Below are 18,441 nucleotides of genomic sequence, written 5' to 3'. Positions count from 1 at the left end.
CCCAAAGACAGGGGCACCCCTTAAATCTCAATTTATCATACGCTACATATTGTGCATATGATACAGTTTTTCGTAAATTCCTCTTTTGGCTAAAAGTTCCTCATGGCTTCCCTCTTCCTCAATCCCCTCCTCTGTGAGCACAAGAATCCTCTTTGCGTTTTTGATGGTGGTAAGCCGGTGGGCAATCACAAAGGTAGTGCGGTTCCTTGCCAGTTTTTCCAATGAGTCCTGAACCACTTTTTCACTTTCATTGTCCAATGCAGAAGTAGCCTCGTCAAATATCAGTATGGGGGGATTTTTTAAAAATACCCGGGCGATGGAAAGCCTCTGCTTCTGCCCTCCGGAAAGCTTTATGCCCCGCTGGCCGATGTCCGTGTCATACCCTTTTGGAAGGGACATAATAAAGTCGTGGGCGTTGGCGTTTTTGGCAGCCGCAATCACCTCGTCCCTTGATGCCTCCGGTTTTCCGTAACGGATATTGTCATAAATTGTCCCCACAAAGAGATACACATCCTGCTGGACAATGCCGATGTGATCCCTTAGGCTCTTTAACTGGATCTTGCGCACATCCACGCCGTCAATGAAAATCTTTCCACCGGTCACGTCATAAAACCTGGGAATCAGACTGCACAGAGTACTCTTTCCCGCCCCGGAAGAGCCCACAAGGGCCACATACTCCCCGGCGTCCACATGGAAGTTAATGTTACTTAACACCGTCTCCGTGTTATCCTCATATTGGAAGGAGACATGGTTAAAATCAATCACGCCTTTCACTTCCTCTAAAGCCACGGCATCCTTGTCATTTTCAATATCAGGCTTTATGGCCATAATCTCCCGGAACCGCTCAAACCCTGTGTAGCCGTTTTGAAACTGCTCTGTAAAATCAATGAGAGTCTTAATGGGCTCCGTTAAGATGTTAATGTAGAGAAGGAAGGTGATTAAATCCGTCACCCCAACACTTCCACGTGAGATGCCAAGTGCCCCTGCCACAAGCACCACCACGGTAATAAGCATGGAGAAAGATCCAAGGCCCGCATGGTATCCTCCCATATAAAAATAACTGTTTTTCTTGGCCTTTAAAAATCCCTGGTTTCCCGCCTGAAACTTCTGCTCTTCTATCTCTTCATTTGCAAAAGATTTCACCACCCGGATTCCGGAGAGATTGTCCTCTATCTGGCTGTTAATTTCTGCAATCTTCACCCTGTTTCTCTTAAAAGCCCCCTTCATCTTCTTAAAAAACAACAGGGCGTACACAAACATCACAGGCACTAAAAGAAAAGCCGCCAAGGTAAGCCTTGGGCTGATACACAGCATAATCACCAAGGCCCCTATGATCTTAATAAGAGATATCACAATATTTTCCGGCCCGTGGTGCAAAAGTTCTGTAATGTCAAATAGATCCGTGGTAATCCTTGACATTAAGGCCCCCACCTTCTGGTTATCGTAAAAGGCAAAGGACAATTTCTGGAAATGGGCAAAAATCTCTGCCCGCATATCGTACTCGATTTTCGCCCCCATCACATGGCCGTAATTGGAAATAAAATAGTTACAGTAACAGGAAATCCCCACCAAAACAACCATAAGGCTTCCCAGGTACAATACCTGCCTTACCATTTCCTCCTGCTCCATATAGATAACGGTTGAAGTGACATACCGCACAATTAAAGGTATCACAAGGGCGATAAGGGATGCCAGCATAGCAAAAAACATATCCGCAAAAAATACCCTGCGGTAGGGCCTGTAGTAGGAAATCATTTTCTTTAGATTCTCACTCATTTTTTTCTCCGTCTAATGATAAAACAGCAGCGGACAGAGCATATCACATGCGGTCAGGAGCGGAAAATCCCAAAAGTCCGATACATTTTTCCAAAACTCCCTTGGTAAGCTTTAAAAGGGAGATATAACCTGCCTGTCTGTTTTCGTCTTCCTCCGCCATAATTTTTGTACCGTGATAAAAACTGTTGAAAGCATTGGCAAGGTCATACATATAGGCGCAGACTTTGTGGGGGGCAAGCTCCTCCCAGGCAAGCTCCATTGCCCCGGAAAACCTGCTAAGCTCCAACATTAATCCTTTCTCATGTTCCGTCTCCGCAGGAAGCAGCTTCGCATCTCCCGCCTTTTTTCCCAAAGCTTCATACTTTGCCAAAATAGACTTCATCCTCACAATGGTATATAAAATATAAGGCCCGGTATTCCCCTCAAAAGAAGTAAACCGCTCCACGTCAAAAATATAATCTTTCGACGCCTGGTTGGACAAATCTCCGTACTTTACAGCGGAGAGGGCCACAGTTTTTGCTGTCTCCCTTGCCGCACCCTCCTCCATGGTGTGGTTCTCGGAAATCTTTTTGTACATCTCATCGTTAATCTCAGCCAGAAGGCTCTCCAGGCGCATCACGCCGCCTTCCCTTGTCTTAAAAGGCTTTCCGTCCTTGCCGTTCATGGTTCCAAAACCTAAAAAGGTAAGCTTAGTCCCATCCTCCACCAAGCCTGTCTTTCTGGCGCACCGGAAGACCTGGGTAAAATACAGTTCCTGGCGCTTGTCCACCACATAGATAATATGGTCCGGGTGATAGTCCCTCATACGCCACACAATGGTAGCCAGATCCGTGGTATTGTAAAGGGAGGCCCCGTCAGATTTTAATATCATGCAGGGGGGAATTTCCTTTGTATCCCCCTCCTCCTTCACATCCACCACAAGGGCCCCCTCACTGATGTAGGCATGTCCCTCCGCCTTCATCTTTTCCACCATATCCGGAATAAATGGCTGGGCATCGCTTTCCCCTTTCCACAAGTCAAAGGACACATTTAACTTCTCATAATTTTTCTTAAGGTCCGTCACTGACACATTTAAAATATGGGACAAAAGGGCCTGGTAACCTTTCCGTCCATGCTGAAGCTCAAAAGTGGCCTCCATAGCCGCATCTTTATACGCTTTATCCTCCTTGGACTTTCCGCTGGCAGTTGGATAAATTTCCTCCAGTTCCGAAATGGTAAAAGGTGGATCCAAAGGATAGTCCCCGGTATAAGTTTCATCAAAATACACTAAATCCGGTTTTCTCTCTTTTAATTCCGTAATAATCAGCCCCATCTGAAGGCCCCAGTCCCCCAGGTGCACATCCCCAATCATTTCATAGCCCATAAAACGCCCCATGCGCTTTATGCTCTCCCCGATAATGGCGGAGCGCAGGTGCCCCACATGGAGGGGCTTTGCCACATTGGGGCCGCCGTAATCAATCATAATCCTCTTTGTTTCCTCCGCTTTTTCACAGCCGAAACGCTCTTTATCCTTTAACATATCAAAGAGATATTCCGCAAGAAAAGCCTCATTCACTTTTAAATTCAAAAAACCTGGTTTCACAGACTCCACAGAGGAAAAAACGCTGTTTCCCTTTAAGGCTTCCGCCACTTCATCAGCAATCAGAAACGGTGCCTTCTTGTACGCTTTTGCCGCAGCCAAGGCACCGTTGCACTGGTATTCACATAAATCCGGGCGGTTCGATAAGGTAACACGCCCGTAACTTTCCTCATATCCCTGGGATGCAAATCCCTTCTTCACTTCTTTTGTGATAATATCAAGTATCTTTTCCATTTCCTGTAAATCCTTTCCACTACTGCTGTTTTATCTCATCCAACATCTGGTTGTACTGCTCTTCCCTCTCCCCTAAAATTTTTGCAATCTGCTCCTGGGTTACAGGGTCAGAAGAATCCTGTTCCTCCCCCTCTAAAGTCTCCGTCTCCTGGGCTTTTTCCGGCTCCAAAACAGGGGCGGGGGCAGCTTTTTGCTCTTCTTTCTGCATTTTTTGCCTCTCCCGCTCCGCTAACTCCTCCGGTGTCATATAATGCACATTATATCCCTTTACAATACTCCGGCTGCTGCGTTCTCTATCATTTCTTTCGTCAATCATATCTCTCATACAAATTTTCCTACCCTTTCTGTTTCTATTTTCTGGCAAATGATACATGAATAAAAACCATGAAAATAGAGAATGATTTTAATATCAAATTATTACTTAAAGAAACTGGAGGTCCCTTATGGCTGTCTACAAAGTCGAAATCTGCGGTGTAAACACTTCCAAACTCCCTATCTTAAAAGAGGAAGAAAAAGAAGCTCTTTTTAAACGTATCAAAGCTGGCGATACCGCCGCCAGGGAAACGTATATCAAAGGCAATCTCCGCCTTGTCCTAAGCGTAATCAAACGCTTTTCCGGCAACAACGAAAATGTAGACGATCTGTTTCAGATTGGCTGCATTGGCCTCATTAAATCCATTGACAACTTCGATGATACCATCGGAGTAAAATTTTCCACCTACGCAGTTCCCATGATTATCGGGGAAATCCGCCGCTACCTTCGGGATAACGCCTCCTCCATCCGTGTGAGCCGTTCTCTGCGGGATACTGCCTACAAGGCTATCCACGCAAAGGAAGAATTGTCAAAAACTTCCTTTAAGGAACCCACCATTCAGGAAATCGCCGATTCCACAGGAATCCCCAAAGAGGATCTGGTATTTGCCTTAGATGCCATCCAGAGCCCCCTTTCCCTCTATGACCCTGTGTACACCGACGGAGGGGATACCCTCTATGTCATGGACCAGGTAAAGGACAAGAAAAACAAGGAGGACAACTGGGTGGAATCCTTAGCTGTAAACGACGCCATGAAGCGTCTCAACGAACGGGAAAATTATATCATAAAACTCCGTTTTTTTGAAGGAAAAACTCAGATGGAGGTTGCGGAGGAAATCCACATCTCCCAGGCCCAGGTCAGCCGCCTGGAAAAATCCGCCTTAAAAAGCATGAGGAATTATCTCTCTTAGCGTTCCCATTTGTCACACAGGGAATTCACCTGGTCTGCAAACCTTCCCAGTTCTTTGTTGGGCATCCCTTCACAGCGGTGAATAACAGTAATAAGACGCTGTCCCGCTGCAAGGAGCCTTGCAAAAATATTGGAGGATGCCCGCATGGGTTTTTCTTTCCGCTTTTCCGCCAGCATACGGCTTCCCTGCTCCACCTGCTCCCCGGTGAACAAGTCAAATCCGTCCCCGCTGTAGGGAGCATAAGCCTCCACCCCAAGCTCACTGCTTACATACTCCGCAAAGGCATCGCAAACCTTGTCGTCTCCGTGGACCACAAATATTTTTTTCGGTTTTTTCCGAAAAGCTTTTGCCCAGGCCAAAAGATGGTCTCTGTCCGCATGCCCGCTGATGCCCGGCATATTTCTGATTTCCGCCTGGACGTTGATTGTCTCACCAAAGAGCCTCACCTCCTTGGCTCCCCCCAAAAGGGCGTTGCCCAGAGTACCAGGCACCTGAAATCCCACAAAAAGAATGGTGGATTCCTTTCTCCAAAGGTTATGCTTTAAGTGGTGCCTGATACGCCCTGCCTCACACATACCGGAGGCGGAGATAATAACGATGGGTTTTTGGATAAAATTCACCATCTTTGACTCATCGCTTGTCACCGCAACTTTAAGCCCCTCAAATCCAATGGGATTGATACCTTTTTTCACCAACTCCAAGGCTTCCCCGTCAAAACATTCCGCCACGCTTTTGTGGAATATATTGGTGGCCTCGATAGCTAGCGGGCTGTCGATATACACCTCAAAATCCAAAAAGCGGTCCAGAAGTTTATCCGTCTTGATTTTCCTCAGGAAATACAAAAGTTCCTGTGTCCTGCCCACGGAAAAAGCAGGAATCACAAGATTCCCCCCCCTTGCAAAGGTCGTCTCTATGGCCTGGGCAAGTTCCCTTGCAAAATCTACGGAAGCAGCATGATTTCTGTCTCCATAGGTGGATTCCATCACCACAAAGTCCGCCTCTTCTATGTAGGTGGGATTTTTAATCAAAGGCTTTCCCTCATGTCCGATATCCCCGGAAAAGACGATTTTTACTTCCTTCCCCTCTTCTCGCACCCACATTTCAATGCTGGAAGAACCCAAAAGATGCCCGGCGTCCACAAACCGCACCGCAAGATTTTCTTCCACCTGCACTTTTTCATCGTAACTGCAGGGAATGAAGTGTCCCAGTACCCCCATAACATCATCCATGCTGTACAAAGGCACAACTTCCGGCAGCCCGGCTCTTTTCGCCTTCCTGTTTTTCCACTCTGCCTCAAACTCCTGGATATGGGCACTGTCCTTTAACATAATGTTACACAGTGAAACCGTGGCATTTGTGGCAAACACCTGGCCTCTGAACCCATGGCTGTAGAGAAGCGGCAAAAGCCCGGAGTGGTCGATATGTGCATGGGTGATAAACACATAGTCAATATCCGAGGCATTTACAGGAATTTCCTGATTTACATATAAATCAGGCCCCTGTTCCATGCCGCAGTCTACCAAAAGATTTTTGTCCCCAAATTGCATAAAATGGCAGCTTCCAGTTACCTCATGATCTGCCCCTAAAAAATTCAGCCGCATCCCTTATCCTCCTTTGTGAAAGACTTTTTTTTATTGTACCATATATTGTGGTAAATTTCATCCTTTTTATTCCAGACGCACAATTTCTTTTTTCAGCCGGCGCATGATTTTTTTCTCAAGCCTTGAGATATAGGACTGGGAAATTCCAAGCTTATCCGCCACCTCTTTCTGGGTCAGTTCCCTGCCCCCCCTGTTTCCAAGGCCGTAGCGCATTTCCACAATCATCCTTTCCCTGCCGGAGAGTTTATCAATAGCTTTCCCCAAAAGATGATGCTCCACCTCCGTCTCAATGTCTTTGTAGATGACATCCTCATCCGTTCCCAAAATATCCGAGAGCAGAAGCTCATTGCCGTCCCAATCCACATTTAAGGGCTCGTCAATGCTGACCTCCATGCGGGTCTTGCTGTTTCTCCTCAAATACATTAAAATTTCATTCTCAATGCAGCGGGAGGCGTAGGTAGCCAGTTTAATATTTTTTTGGGGATTAAAGGTGTTAATGGACTTAATCAGCCCAATGGTCCCTATGGAAATCAAATCCTCCACGCCGATACCCGTATTGTCAAATTTTTTTGCTATGTACACCACCAGCCTTAAATTGTGCTCTATCAGCCGATTTTTTGCTGCATCTTCCCCGTCTTCCTCCAAGCGTTTGATGCACTCCGCCTCCTCACCGGCATCTAAAGGCGGGGGCAAAACTTCCGCGCCTCCGATATAGTGAACTTCCTCCGTCTCCTCCTGACGTTTTTTTAAAGACGCAAGAAAAGAGATTCTCATCTGTTTCGGAACATTGACTTTTAAATACATAATAACCTCCAAATTTTAATTTTACTCCCTGTGATTCGCCACGCTGCCGTGCAATATCATCTGATAGCTCTTATTTTGAAACAAAACATTCTCCCCAAGACCCACCACCGCCGGGGAAATCACCGTATCCTCTTTGCTGCGGCGCACCCGTAATTTCTCTACGGTGAAAACTTCTATCATGCCCTCAGGTTTCCCCAGGGAATGAAACGGGACCAGCCTTCCCGGCATCTCTATTCCAAGCTTCTCCCTCATTCCCTCCGCCAAAATATGTACCGGCTCTTTTGTGTAAGGATCCACCAGACGGTTCCCTGTATCCAAAAGGGCACATACCTTTACCTCCCTGCCCTTGTGGGAGACAAAAGCATCATAGTGAATCTTCACACTTTCCCTTTTCCTGCGTATGATATAAGTAAACACCAGAACGGGAATGCCGGTGAGAAGAAGACAGATTTCATAATATCTCCCCCCTGTTAAGGTGCCGTATAACCATTGCATACTTCCACCAAGCATCAGCAAAACAAAGTACGTGAGCAGATATGCGTGAAAATAACTTCTTTTTTCCGCCGGAAAAAAACAGAACACTGTGATTACCGGATTTACTATAAAATGTATACTTAACAAATAAATATCATAATGGCTGAGTGATAGAAAGAGAATACAGCCAATGAGGCTGCTTATGGCAGCCCCTGACAGAAAACGGAGTATCCGTTTTTTCTTTCCCAGGATTTCACTTACCGCGTAGAATGCCAGAAAATCTAAATAGAAATTGGTCAGGAAAAATACATCCGCATAAAATTCATACTTCACTTTTCACCTCCCAAAGATTTGCTGATGCTATTATAAAAGAAACCAGATTAGTTTTTTGTCAAAGAAAGTTCCGATTTACCATAAATTCATCCTCATAAAAAGACAAAAAAAGACCCTGAAAGCCATGCTTTCAAGGTCTTTTGTCTTTCGTCCTTAACGTTTTGTATTTTTCAAAAATTCTGGAATCTTAATGTCCCTCTGGGGAACGCTGCTCTCCGGTTTCTGAGGCTTTTTAATACCGCCGTAATTAAAAGGAGTTGCATTTGTATTCAACCCTGCTCCTGCCTGGGCAGTTCCCGTATTAAGCCCGGCGCTGTGTAATCCGCTTCCTGTTCCCGCTGAAGGGGTTGGAGCAGGCCTTGACACCGAAGACATGGGCCTGTTTGGAGAAGTATTGCTCTGATATTTCATCCCTGGTATAATTTTATTTGTGTGAGCCGGGCTCTCAAGCCCTGTGGCAATTACCGTAATGGTAGCCTCATCCGTCATATTCTCATCAAATTTTGCACCAAATATAATATTGGCATTGTCCCCTGCCAAATCCTGGACATAGCTTGCCGCATCATTGGCATCCATAAGGGAGATATCCCCGGAAATATTGATAATGACATGGGAAGCACCAGTGATGGTTGTCTCCAAAAGTGGACTTGCAACGGCAAGTTTCACCGCCTCGATAGCCTTGTCGTCCCCGTTTGCACTTCCGATTCCGATATGTGCCATACCCTTGTCCTTCATAACGGTCTGCACATCCGCAAAATCCAAGTTGATAAGTGCGGGAACATTAATCAGATCCGTAATACCCTGCACCGCCTGCTGAAGCACCTCGTCCGCTTTCTTCAAGGCGTCGGGCATGGTTGTCCTTCTGTCCACAATCTCTAAGAGCTTGTCGTTTGGAATGACAATCAAGGTATCTACGCTCTCTTTTAAACGGTCTATGCCGGAAATAGCATTTACCATTCTTGTTTTTGCCTCAAATTTAAAGGGTTTTGTCACAACCCCTACCGTGAGGATTCCCTGCTCTTTGGCAAGCTTGGCCACCACAGGAGCAGCACCTGTCCCTGTTCCTCCTCCCATGCCGCAGGTAACAAATACCATATCCGCGCCTTTCACTGCCTCCGCCAAATCCTCTGCGCTCTCCTCTGCGGCTTTCTGGCCCACTTCCGGCTGGGCTCCCGCCCCAAGTCCCTTTGTGAGTTTCTCCCCAATCTGAATCAATGTGGGAGCCTTGCAAAGCATCAGAGCCTGCTTGTCCGTATTAATCCCCACAAACTCCACGCCGCCGATGCACTCGTCAATCATTCTATTTACCGCATTATTCCCAGCGCCCCCCACACCGATCACAATAATCTTTGCACTGGAATCACTCTCTGTATTCATTATCTCAAGCAAGGTATTTCCTCCTTTTTTCTCTACCCTTTTTTGTCTGAATTCCAATCTAACCAAATATATGTAAAAAGTTTCTATGCAATCCACAATATCTTGTATCATTCAGAGCACAAACAAACTCATATAGACTATAATATAATCTTTTGCAAAATTAATCAATAAGAAAATCAAAATTTTTTCATGAAATCTCCAATTTATTACTTTTCCTGGTCAAAAATAATGTCGGTGGTGTTCTCTGTCCAGTTTTCCACATGGAGAACGCCTTTTTTTCCCTCAATCTGTGGAAGTATGTAGGAAAGCCGCAAAATTTTATTGGTGAGCTTGTCCCCTCCCCCCAGCAAAACTTTAATATTTCCATAGGTAAGGCTCAAATCCCCGTTTTCCCCAAACTGGATTTCATCCGGCACAATCCCGTTTTTCTTTAGGGACTGGCTGGCGGCAAGAAGGCTGCGCAGGATATCCTTGTCCTTAATGGGAAGTTTCTCATACAAAACTACCTGGTCGCAGTTTAACCCGTCCACTCTGGGAATCCCTTCTATCATCTCCTTGGAGGTCTCCACCACAAATCCGTCCTTGTCAAAAAAAACGTTCTGATCGATGGAGGCAATGTAGAGATACCCGATAATCTCTTTCTCATAGACAAATATTTTAAGGGTTTTAGGGTTTTCCAGGGAAACCTCCATAGTATCCACAAAGGGAATCTGCTCCATTTCCATAAACCGGTATTTTAAATACACGTATAAGGAATTCCAGGAGTACTTATCATCCAGGACAAATTTCTCTATCTGCTCCTTGGAATAGTGCTCATTTCCCTCCACCTTCACTTCCCCCACCCGGTAAACCTGCCAGATAATCAGGGCGGATAATCCTGCTGTGAGCAGAAAAACCAAAAAAACCGCAAACCTTATCTTTCGTCTCTTTTTCTTTCTGCGCTTTTCCCGCAGCAGTTCCTTGTCTCTTGCCATAAATTACACCACCTCTAGTTTAATTCCTCTGGAAACGCTTAAGGCCAGCCCCATTTCCGTTAAAAGAATGGCCACGGAGGTTCCCCCGTAACTGATGAAAGGAAGGGTGATTCCTGTGTTTGGAATACTGTTGGTGACAACGGCAATATTTAGAATTACCTGAATGGCAACATGGGCCATAATCCCTACCACAATCAGGGCCCCAAAAAGATCTGAGGCATTGTTGGCAATCACAAGAAATCTCCAGATTAAAAGAAGGAATAAAAGAATCACGCACACCGCCCCGAATAACCCCAGTTCCTCGCAGATAATAGAAAAAATCATATCGTTTTGGGCCTCCGGGAGAAAGCCGAGTTTTTGCATACTCTCCCCTAAGCCTTTTCCAAAGAGCCCTCCGGAGCCAATGGCATAAAGTCCCTGGAGGGTCTGATATCCCTTTTCAAAATCTTCGGGATGCCGCCAGATTTTAATACGTTCCGCCCGGTAGCCTTCCTTCATAATAAACATTGCGCCAAATCCCACCACCCAAAAAGCCATAAGAAAAAAAGGCTTATATTTGGGACTTGCCACAAAGGTAAGGCACACGGCAATCCCCAGAATAATAATGGCGGTACTTAAGTTTGTCTTTGCCACCACCCCGACAATTGGAACCGTTAAAATCATAATCTTCATAATGGTAGACATTTTTCCCATCTGCTTTGGCATCTTATTTATAACAGTTGCCAGAAAGAGGATGGTTGCCACCTTGGCAATCTCCGAAGGCTGCACGCTCAAAGGGCCGATTTTCAGCCATCTGGTGGAGCCGTTATAATTTTCTCCGCTAAAAATAACAAGGACACAGAGAAAAAGGGCAAAAACATAGGCAAGGCCGCTTAATTTCATCCAATAGTGATAGTCAATATGGGCAGCCACAAACATTCCGAAAAAGCCCACAGCTGTGGCAAACACCTGTTTCTTTAAATACCATGCGGAATCTTTGAATTTCAGCTGGGCATTGTAAGAACTGGTGCTGTAGAGCATCACAAGGCCGAAGCCTACCAAAAATATTATGATAAACAGCATGGTATAATCAAAATATTTAATTGGCTTCTCCCTGTTCTTTTCCGGTCTTCGGCTCATGCCCTCACTCCTTTAAGCTATTTACTATCTCTTTAAATACTCTGCCCCGCTCCTCATAGTCGGTAAACATGCCCCAGCTTGCACAGGCGGGGGACAAAAGCACCGCATCCCCGCTCTTGGCATGTTCATAGCACAACTTTACTGCCTCTTCTAAGGTATCTTTTAAAATAATATTGGTAAAGCCGTGTTTCCTGGCAGTCTCTGCAATGGCTTCTCTCGTCTGTCCGATAAGAACCAGCTCTTTTACTTTCCCCTCAAAGGCATCAATCCACTCCCCGTAAGCAGACTGTTTATCATAGCCTCCCCCGATTAAAAATGTGGGGCGCACCATGGCACGAATCCCCTGTATGGCGGCATCGGGGTTTGTTCCCTTAGAGTCATTGTAAAATTTTACGCCTCTTTTTTCCGTCACATATTCAATTCTATGCTCCACTGCCTGAAAATTGCAAAGAACCTTTCTTATTTTTTCCAAATCCACCCCAAATCCCAGAGCCATGGCGGCGGCAGCCATTACATTTTCATAATTATGCCTGCCTAAAAGGTTTAATTCCTTTACCGGAAGGATTTTCGTCACCTTCCCTTCCTGTGCCAGGTAAATACAGTCGTCTTTATAAAAAAGCCCCTCTTCCAACTCTCTCCTGCTGGAAAAATATATGACTTTTAAGGGAAGGCTCTCCCCGAATTTCCGCAAAACCTCATCCTCATAGTTTAATACGCAAATTCCGTCCCTTCCCTGGTTTTTTGTAATGGATTCCTTTACAGCCGTATAGTTTTCCATGGTGTGGTGCCGGTTTAAGTGGTCCGGGGTAATATTTAAAATCGCCGTCACCTTGGGGGCGAAATTTTCTATGGTCTCAAGCTGGAAACTGCTGATTTCCGCCACCGTCACCGTATCCTCTCTGGTGTCAAGTGCCACGCTGGTATAGGGAATCCCAATGTTTCCCACCACTTTCACATCAGAAAAACTGCTTTTCATAATTTCCCCAAGAAGGGATGTAGTGGTGGTCTTGCCGTTTGTCCCGGTAACAGCCAAAACCTTTCCCTTGGAAAAGGCATAGGCCAGCTCCACTTCCCCCCACACAGTGATCCCCAGATTTCTCATGTTCTCTACCATGGGAATATCCGTGGGAATCCCCGGACTTAACACCAGAATGTCAAAACCTTTCATCTCCTCTGCAGAAAGCTCCCCCAAAAGTATTTTCACATCATTTAACTCAGGATGTTTCTCATAAAAGCCCTGGATATCCAGATTTTCATTTCCATCGTACAGCGTTACGTCCATCTGCTGTTTTTTTAAAAGACCTGCTGCAGCGGCACCGCTTTTTCCAGTTCCCGCCACCAGGTATCGTTTTTCTTTCCTGTTCATTTACCTGCCTCCTACAATGCCATAAGTGCCACCAGGGCCAAAAGTGCCGTCACAACGGAGAATACCGCTACAACCCTGGTTTCAGACCATCCTCCCAGTTCAAAATGATGATGGATGGGAGCCATGCGGAAAATCCGTTTTCCGTGGGTAGCCTTAAAATAGGACACCTGGAGCATAACAGAAATCACCTCTATCATGTAGATAAATCCCACAATGGGAATAAACAAAGGCATCTGCAGCATGTAAGCCGTTGCTGCCACAAATCCTCCCAAAGCCAGGGATCCGGTATCCCCCATAAACACTTTGGCGGGATATACGTTAAATAGGAGAAATCCCAAAAGCGCCCCTGCCACTGCACAGGTAATAGGCTCTATGCCGCTTTTTGTCCCCACCGCCACCACAGTAAAAAAGGTGGCCACCAGCACTGTCACGCTGGAGGCAAGGCCGTCTAAGCCGTCTGTAAAATTCACCCCGTTTACTGTGCCGATAACCGCCACAAACATAAGAGGTATGGAAAAGACGCCAATGTCCAAATATTTTCCCCCGGAAAAAGGAATGAGCATGGTAAGGGACACATCGGTATAATTCATAAGATAATAGGCGAACACACCCGTTACCAGAATCTGCAGTATCATTTTCTGCCAGGCCAAAAGACCGTCTGACCTGCGCAGGACCACTTTCAGGTAATCATCCAGAAAACCAATGACCCCAAATCCCACAGTGAGAAACAAAATGGGAATGATTTTGGGATAATCCTTTACAAACAACAGGGAAGTGCCCAGAGTGCCGGCAAGGATAATCAATCCTCCCATAGTCGGGGTCCCCGTCTTCTTTAAGTGGGACTTCAACTCCTCCCGCTCTGTCTGCCCTACCTTTAATTTCCTTAAAAAAGGAATAATTACCGGCCCTAATACGGCGCTGATTACAAATGCTATCAGCACCGGAGCTGCTACATGACTTGTCATAACCTCTACCTCTTTACTTCTGCGAAACCGCATGTATATTTGTATGGCGTCCATACTTTCCATTTCCGCGGCAGTACAGGCAATCCATACTGCCGCCTGATTCCAAATATTTAGTATACGTTATTTTTTCTTATGGCGCAAGTTTAATTTTCCCCTTCCTCCCCTTCTTTTGCCGCATTCTCATCAAAAGGTATTCCCAGATAAGGCAGGATATCCTCAAAAATCTCCCTTGCCACAGGGGCTGCAATGGTTCCGCCGTAATAGATTCCCTGGGGATTGTTAATAATTACCAAAAGTAAAATCTGGGGGTTATCCGCCGGGGCAAACCCCAAAAATGAAGAGATATATTTGTGGGCGCTTCTAGGCAGTGTCTGGGAGGTGGCCGTCTTACCTCCAATGGAATATCCAGGGATTTTTGCATTTTTCCCTCCGCCCTCAGACACCACCTTTTCCAATAAAAAGCGTATTTTCTCCGAGGTCTCCTCAGACACCACGGACTCTTTTGTGTCATACTGAAATGTCTTTATCACATTTCCCTCACTGTCCTTTACACTTGCCCCGAAGTGGGGCGTTACCCGGTTCCCCCCGTTTATCATGGCGGAAACTGTGGTGAGTAACTGCATGGGGGTAATCTGGAAGGACTGACCGAAAGACATGGTGGCCAGCTCTACAAGGCCGATTTTTTCTTTGGAGTGCATAATGGTTGCCGCCTCCCCGGGAAGGTCAATCCCCGTCTTTTTTAACAGTCCGAACTGACTGAAATAATCGTAATAATGCTCCGGCCCCACCCGAAGCCCCACCTCGATAAATACAGGATTACAGGAATTCATAATCCCGTGGATAAAGTCCTCCGAACCATGGCCGGAAACTTTATGGCAGTGTATATTTCTGTCCTCCACCGTATAGTAACCCCTGCAGTAAAAGCTGTCTGCAAGATTCACCACACCCTCTTCCAAAGCCGCCGCAGTGGTAATGATTTTAAAAGTGGAACCCGGCTCATAAGTATCATTGATACACTGGTTTCTCCACATCTGGTTTAAAAGCTCCTGCTTTTTTTCCGCGGACACTTCCTCCCCCACTTCATAATTTAAGGTAAAAGGATCGTTTAAATTGAATTCCGGCACATTAACCATGGCCTTAATCTCCCCGTTCTCCGGGTTCATGGCAATCACGGAAACGCTGTCCGCCTGTTTTTGCTCCAGCGCTTTCCCTGCCGCCTGCTGTGCGTACATCTGTATATTATAGTCCAGGGTAATGTGAAGGTCGTTGCCGTCCACCGGGTCGAGCCTGGACTCCCCGGCATTCTCAATCTCCACTCCCCTGGCATCGGTAAGTGTTAAAATTTTGCCGTTAGTGCCCTGCATATATTCATCGTATTTGACTTCCAGCCCCACAATCCCCTGATTGTCCCCCCCGGTAAATCCTAAAACTTTGGAAGCCAAAGTGTCATAGGGGTAGTACCGTTTGTAATCTTCATCCACTTTTACCCCCGCAAGGCCGTAAGAGCGGATTTTATCCCCGGTCTCCTTGTCTACATTGGATTTTATCCGCTCAATGGAACTCACCTTTTCCACCCTTGCCCGCACTTTTTCCTCAGGCATGCCAAGTTCTTTTGTCAAAACCGCAATGACTTCCTCTTTATCTTTTACCTGGTTGTAAATAACCGAGATGGTACACACCGTTTTATTTGCCGCAAGGACAGTTCCCGTGGCATCGATAATCCTGCCTCTGGCCGCCTTGATATCCCTCTCCCGCTCGTGAAGGTCCTCGGCCTTTTTCCCATAATATTCAGAACAGAACACCATAAGATACACCAGCCGTCCAATGAGAAACATTAGGATAAACAGGACACAGACAAAAATCACCATGGTTTTCTGCCGGTTAAATGTCTTATACCGAAACATAGACAACGCCCCACAAAAGACTTTTAGTTTATTTTATTCCCTCTTTTGCAAGGTTATGTTAGCGGTTTTACTCCTGGCCCGGCTGGGGCTCCTGTCCTTCTACCGGCTCCTGGCCCTCTTTTGGCTCTTCTCCTTCCTGTCCATCCTGCCCCTGCCCTAATTTTTCATCAAAATCATCTTCATAGCCATCCTCAAAAATGTCCCCCCATACCATGGAATCCTCCGGCTTTTCTCCTTCTTCCCCCTCTTGGGGTTCACCTCCATCTCCCTCCTGCCCCTCTCTCTGATTTTCAGGCTCTCGGATAACGGCTTCATCGGGATAGAGGTTCATATAGGGAAGTACTTCCTCCATAATACTTTTTGCCAGCTCCTGGGCATAATTGCTGTGGGCCTGGTCTTCTACGTTGGGCTCATCCACCACCACATACACAAGAACCTGGGGATTGTCCGCCGGGGCATACCCCACAAAGGAGAGGAGATACTTTTTATTCTCCACCGGACGTTTCTGTGCCGTACCGGTTTTTCCTCCCATGGAATAGCCGTTTACTTTTGCCGTATTACCGGTCCCCTCCGCCACAACCGCTTTTAAATAGGTCTTTAAAGTCTCGCTGGTCTTTTTGGAAACCGTCTGCTTTAACACCGTAGGCCGGATCGTCTCTATGGTATTCCCCTGAGAATCCAGAATTTTCTTCACCACATGGGGCTGATAAAAATTCCCTCCATTTATCAGGGAGGAAAAGGCGCTGGCAAGCTGTATCATACTGCAGTTAAAACTTTGTCCGAAAGAGTTGGTGGCCAAATCGATAGGTTTCATCGTCTCCCCCGTAAACATAAGTGCGTCTGTCCTCGCCTCCCCGGGAAGGTCAATATTTGTCTTTTCCCCAAATCCGAAAATACTCTGATATGTGGTAAAATCTTCAATTCCTATAGTTTCCGCCATCTGCATCAAAGCGTCGTTGCAGGAATCCATGAGGGATTTTTCCACCGTCTCCTCCCCGTGGCCGGCCCTGCTCACGCAGTGGATATGGATATCTCCCGGAAATACCTGCTCCCCATCACAGATATAAACTTCATTTCCCGTTATTTTTCCAGTCTCAAGTCCTGTGGCCACTGTAAAAGGCTTAATGGTGGATCCCGGCTCAAAGGTAGAATTCACACAGAAATTTCCCCACAGCTGATTGAGCAGGTCCATTTTATCCTCCTCGCTTTTCCCCTCCAGTTCTTCCTCCGTATAAAAAGGGGTTAAATCCCTGGGATTATTTAAGTCAAAACTGGGGTAATCCGCCATGGCAAGGATTTCCCCGTTCTGAGGATTCATAATCAGAGCCGCCGTGTGTAAGGTTCCAGGCCCCTCCACATAGCCGTCTTTATGCTTTTCATTGAATTCTGCAATTTTTTCCTCCGCCACGGACTGAATATTCACATCCACGGTAGTTACAACGGTATTGCCGTCCCTGGGGTCTTTAATGGTTTTTTCAAAATTATTGTCAGAGTTTAAATATCCGTACTGCCTTCCGTTCACTCCGTTTAAGGTACTGTTATAGTAATTTTCCAGTCCCGTGGTTCCCACATTTCCTGATGAGACAAAACCGATAAGGGAGGATGCTAAGGTCTTGTAGGGATAGTTTCTGATATACTCTTTTTCAAACCACACGGCGTTTCCATTAATATTGGGGTATTTTTCCGTATCCGCCTGCATCTGCACAAAGGGCTGGATCTCTTCGTAGGAAAGACGCTTAGCCAGCACAGTATACTGGCTGGCTGGATGTTCCTCTAACTCCTTTAACAAATCCCCTTTATCTAAATCAGGAAAACAAGATACCAGTGCGTCTATGGTATCGTTTTTATCCTTCTCTTTCTGGTTTAACACTTTACAGTCTAAAATCACATTGTAAACATCAATGCTGGTAGCTAAAACCGTTCCTTTGGTATCTACAATATCCCCTCTCTGGTATGGAATGGTGCGGCTGTTATACTCCTGCTGGGACAGTACGATTTTTTCGTACTTTTCCCCGCTGGTATACTCGATATACATCAGACGCCCAATGAGCCCCACCAACACTAATGTGATAATTAAAAATTCTACCAGAAGTTTTTTCTGCATTTTCTTATGGAATTTTTTTACTACCCGCTTTTTTCTTCTTCTCACACTTCTCTCCTGCTATTTTGGAATATGGCTTCAATCATACAGGCTATCAGGGAATATCTGAATACTGATTCATATAATCGCTGTCCTCCACTGTGTAGTACACAATCTGTCCCGGCCCTGCATATTTCATCCCCAGCTCATGGATTGCCTTATACTTTACATCCTCCAAATCTGTGGACAAATCAATTCGCTTAATTGCCGCATCATTGTCCGCCTTCAAGTCTGTAATCTGGCTCTCTAAAGTTGAGATGTGTTTCATCCTGCTGGTTATATCGGACTGTAATTGAATATATGTTACACACACAACGCAGGAAATTAAAACTGCCATGGTGCAGAAACTCACGTATCCCATACTCATTCTAAGGGCTTTTTCCTGATTTCTCCTGGCTACACGGCGGTTCTTCTTCTGACGTTCTTTTCTCTCTTTTTCCAGCTGCTTTCTCCGGCGTTCTTCCGGCTCACCTTCCAGCCGCCTTACTGTATTTCCGTCCACATAATAATTTGTCTTAAATTCAGGCTGTCTTCTTCGGGCGTTTGAGTTTGCTTCTCTTTTCATCCTCTTC

The 18,441-nt window shown here is 45.9% G+C and carries 15 protein-coding genes; 1 reads left to right on the top strand and 14 read right to left on the bottom strand.

Annotated features, from left to right (window positions below; all coding sequences use genetic code 11):
• Positions 1–42: 42 nt before the first annotated feature.
• The 3 genes from D7Y06_RS02560 to D7Y06_RS02550 are packed head-to-tail and all read right to left on the bottom strand — an operon-like array spanning position 43 to position 3,914.
• Positions 43–1,776, bottom strand: coding sequence for an ABC transporter ATP-binding protein (locus tag D7Y06_RS02560; RefSeq protein WP_120406268.1), 1,734 nt, complete (start codon positions 1,774–1,776; stop codon positions 43–45).
• Between the two features lie 43 nt (positions 1,777–1,819).
• Positions 1,820–3,589, bottom strand: a complete 1,770-nt coding sequence (argS, locus tag D7Y06_RS02555) for an arginine--tRNA ligase (protein WP_120406267.1) — start codon at positions 3,587–3,589, stop codon at positions 1,820–1,822.
• A 19-nt stretch (positions 3,590–3,608) separates the two neighbouring features.
• The gene (locus D7Y06_RS02550) at positions 3,609–3,914 is read right to left on the bottom strand and encodes a hypothetical protein (RefSeq protein WP_120406266.1); all 306 of its coding nucleotides are present in this window, start codon (positions 3,912–3,914) and stop codon (positions 3,609–3,611) included.
• 118 nt (positions 3,915–4,032) lie between these two features.
• Here D7Y06_RS02550 and sigG point away from each other — a divergent pair, with 118 nt between their 5' ends.
• Positions 4,033–4,812 carry an RNA polymerase sporulation sigma factor SigG gene (sigG, locus tag D7Y06_RS02545; RefSeq protein ID WP_120406265.1) on the top strand — a complete coding sequence of 260 codons (780 nt, stop codon included), beginning with the start codon at positions 4,033–4,035 and terminating at the stop codon, positions 4,810–4,812.
• Here the strand turns inward: sigG and D7Y06_RS02540 are convergent.
• The 11 genes from D7Y06_RS02540 to D7Y06_RS02490 form a co-directional block, all read right to left on the bottom strand.
• Positions 4,809–6,413: an MBL fold metallo-hydrolase RNA specificity domain-containing protein gene (locus D7Y06_RS02540; RefSeq protein ID WP_120406264.1), complete on the bottom strand. Its 1,605-nt coding sequence runs from the start codon at positions 6,411–6,413 to the stop codon at positions 4,809–4,811. The genes sigG and D7Y06_RS02540 overlap by 4 nt on opposite strands.
• 66 nt (positions 6,414–6,479) lie before the next feature.
• Positions 6,480–7,217, bottom strand: coding sequence for an RNA polymerase sporulation sigma factor SigE (gene sigE / locus D7Y06_RS02535; RefSeq protein WP_120406263.1), 738 nt, complete (start codon positions 7,215–7,217; stop codon positions 6,480–6,482).
• Positions 7,218–7,238: 21 nt separating this feature from the next.
• Entirely contained in the window at positions 7,239–8,024 is a 786-nt protein-coding gene (locus D7Y06_RS02530; protein ID WP_120406262.1) for a sigma-E processing peptidase SpoIIGA, read from the bottom strand.
• A 153-nt stretch (positions 8,025–8,177) separates the two neighbouring features.
• Entirely contained in the window at positions 8,178–9,413 is a 1,236-nt protein-coding gene (ftsZ, locus tag D7Y06_RS02525) for a cell division protein FtsZ (protein ID WP_120406261.1), read from the bottom strand.
• Between the two features lie 194 nt (positions 9,414–9,607).
• The gene (locus D7Y06_RS02520) at positions 9,608–10,375 is read right to left on the bottom strand and encodes a cell division protein FtsQ/DivIB (protein ID WP_120406260.1); all 768 of its coding nucleotides are present in this window, start codon (positions 10,373–10,375) and stop codon (positions 9,608–9,610) included.
• A 3-nt stretch (positions 10,376–10,378) separates the two neighbouring features.
• Positions 10,379–11,494, bottom strand: coding sequence for an FtsW/RodA/SpoVE family cell cycle protein (locus D7Y06_RS02515; RefSeq protein ID WP_120406259.1), 1,116 nt, complete (start codon positions 11,492–11,494; stop codon positions 10,379–10,381).
• Positions 11,495–11,498: 4 nt separating this feature from the next.
• Positions 11,499–12,860: a UDP-N-acetylmuramoyl-L-alanine--D-glutamate ligase gene (gene murD, locus D7Y06_RS02510; RefSeq protein ID WP_120406258.1), complete on the bottom strand. Its 1,362-nt coding sequence runs from the start codon at positions 12,858–12,860 to the stop codon at positions 11,499–11,501.
• An 11-nt stretch (positions 12,861–12,871) separates the two neighbouring features.
• On the bottom strand, positions 12,872–13,825 hold the full coding sequence (mraY, locus tag D7Y06_RS02505; RefSeq protein ID WP_120406257.1) for a phospho-N-acetylmuramoyl-pentapeptide-transferase: 954 nt from the start codon (positions 13,823–13,825) through the stop codon (positions 12,872–12,874).
• A 143-nt stretch (positions 13,826–13,968) separates the two neighbouring features.
• Positions 13,969–15,729: a peptidoglycan D,D-transpeptidase FtsI family protein gene (locus D7Y06_RS02500; RefSeq protein WP_120406256.1), complete on the bottom strand. Its 1,761-nt coding sequence runs from the start codon at positions 15,727–15,729 to the stop codon at positions 13,969–13,971.
• 67 nt (positions 15,730–15,796) lie between these two features.
• Positions 15,797–17,833: a peptidoglycan D,D-transpeptidase FtsI family protein gene (locus D7Y06_RS02495; RefSeq protein WP_120406347.1), complete on the bottom strand. Its 2,037-nt coding sequence runs from the start codon at positions 17,831–17,833 to the stop codon at positions 15,797–15,799.
• Between the two features lie 91 nt (positions 17,834–17,924).
• Positions 17,925–18,434 carry a hypothetical protein gene (locus tag D7Y06_RS02490; RefSeq protein WP_120406255.1) on the bottom strand — a complete coding sequence of 170 codons (510 nt, stop codon included), beginning with the start codon at positions 18,432–18,434 and terminating at the stop codon, positions 17,925–17,927.
• Between the last annotated feature and the right edge of the window lie 7 nt (positions 18,435–18,441).

Origin of the sequence: Roseburia sp. 1XD42-69 (genome assembly GCF_003612565.1) — a bacterium.
GTDB lineage: Bacteria > Bacillota > Clostridia > Lachnospirales > Lachnospiraceae > Roseburia_B.
Note: the sequence above shows the minus strand (reverse complement) of the source record. Positions and strands in the feature narration are given on the sequence as shown.

Coding starts and splice junctions, on each gene's coding strand:
- D7Y06_RS02560 (WP_120406268.1), bottom strand. CDS start 1,776: ATGAGTGAGAATCTAAAGAAAATGATTTCCTACTACAGGCCCTACCGC.
- argS (WP_120406267.1), bottom strand. CDS start 3,589: ATGGAAAAGATACTTGATATTATCACAAAAGAAGTGAAGAAGGGATTT.
- D7Y06_RS02550 (WP_120406266.1), bottom strand. CDS start 3,914: ATGAGAGATATGATTGACGAAAGAAATGATAGAGAACGCAGCAGCCGG.
- sigG (WP_120406265.1), top strand. CDS start 4,033: ATGGCTGTCTACAAAGTCGAAATCTGCGGTGTAAACACTTCCAAACTC.
- D7Y06_RS02540 (WP_120406264.1), bottom strand. CDS start 6,413: ATGCGGCTGAATTTTTTAGGGGCAGATCATGAGGTAACTGGAAGCTGC.
- sigE (WP_120406263.1), bottom strand. CDS start 7,217: ATGTATTTAAAAGTCAATGTTCCGAAACAGATGAGAATCTCTTTTCTT.
- D7Y06_RS02520 (WP_120406260.1), bottom strand. CDS start 10,375: ATGGCAAGAGACAAGGAACTGCTGCGGGAAAAGCGCAGAAAGAAAAAG.
- D7Y06_RS02515 (WP_120406259.1), bottom strand. CDS start 11,494: ATGAGCCGAAGACCGGAAAAGAACAGGGAGAAGCCAATTAAATATTTT.
- murD (WP_120406258.1), bottom strand. CDS start 12,860: ATGAACAGGAAAGAAAAACGATACCTGGTGGCGGGAACTGGAAAAAGC.
- mraY (WP_120406257.1), bottom strand. CDS start 13,825: ATGACAAGTCATGTAGCAGCTCCGGTGCTGATAGCATTTGTAATCAGC.
- D7Y06_RS02500 (WP_120406256.1), bottom strand. CDS start 15,729: ATGTTTCGGTATAAGACATTTAACCGGCAGAAAACCATGGTGATTTTT.
- D7Y06_RS02495 (WP_120406347.1), bottom strand. CDS start 17,833: ATGCAGAAAAAACTTCTGGTAGAATTTTTAATTATCACATTAGTGTTG.
- D7Y06_RS02490 (WP_120406255.1), bottom strand. CDS start 18,434: ATGAAAAGAGAAGCAAACTCAAACGCCCGAAGAAGACAGCCTGAATTT.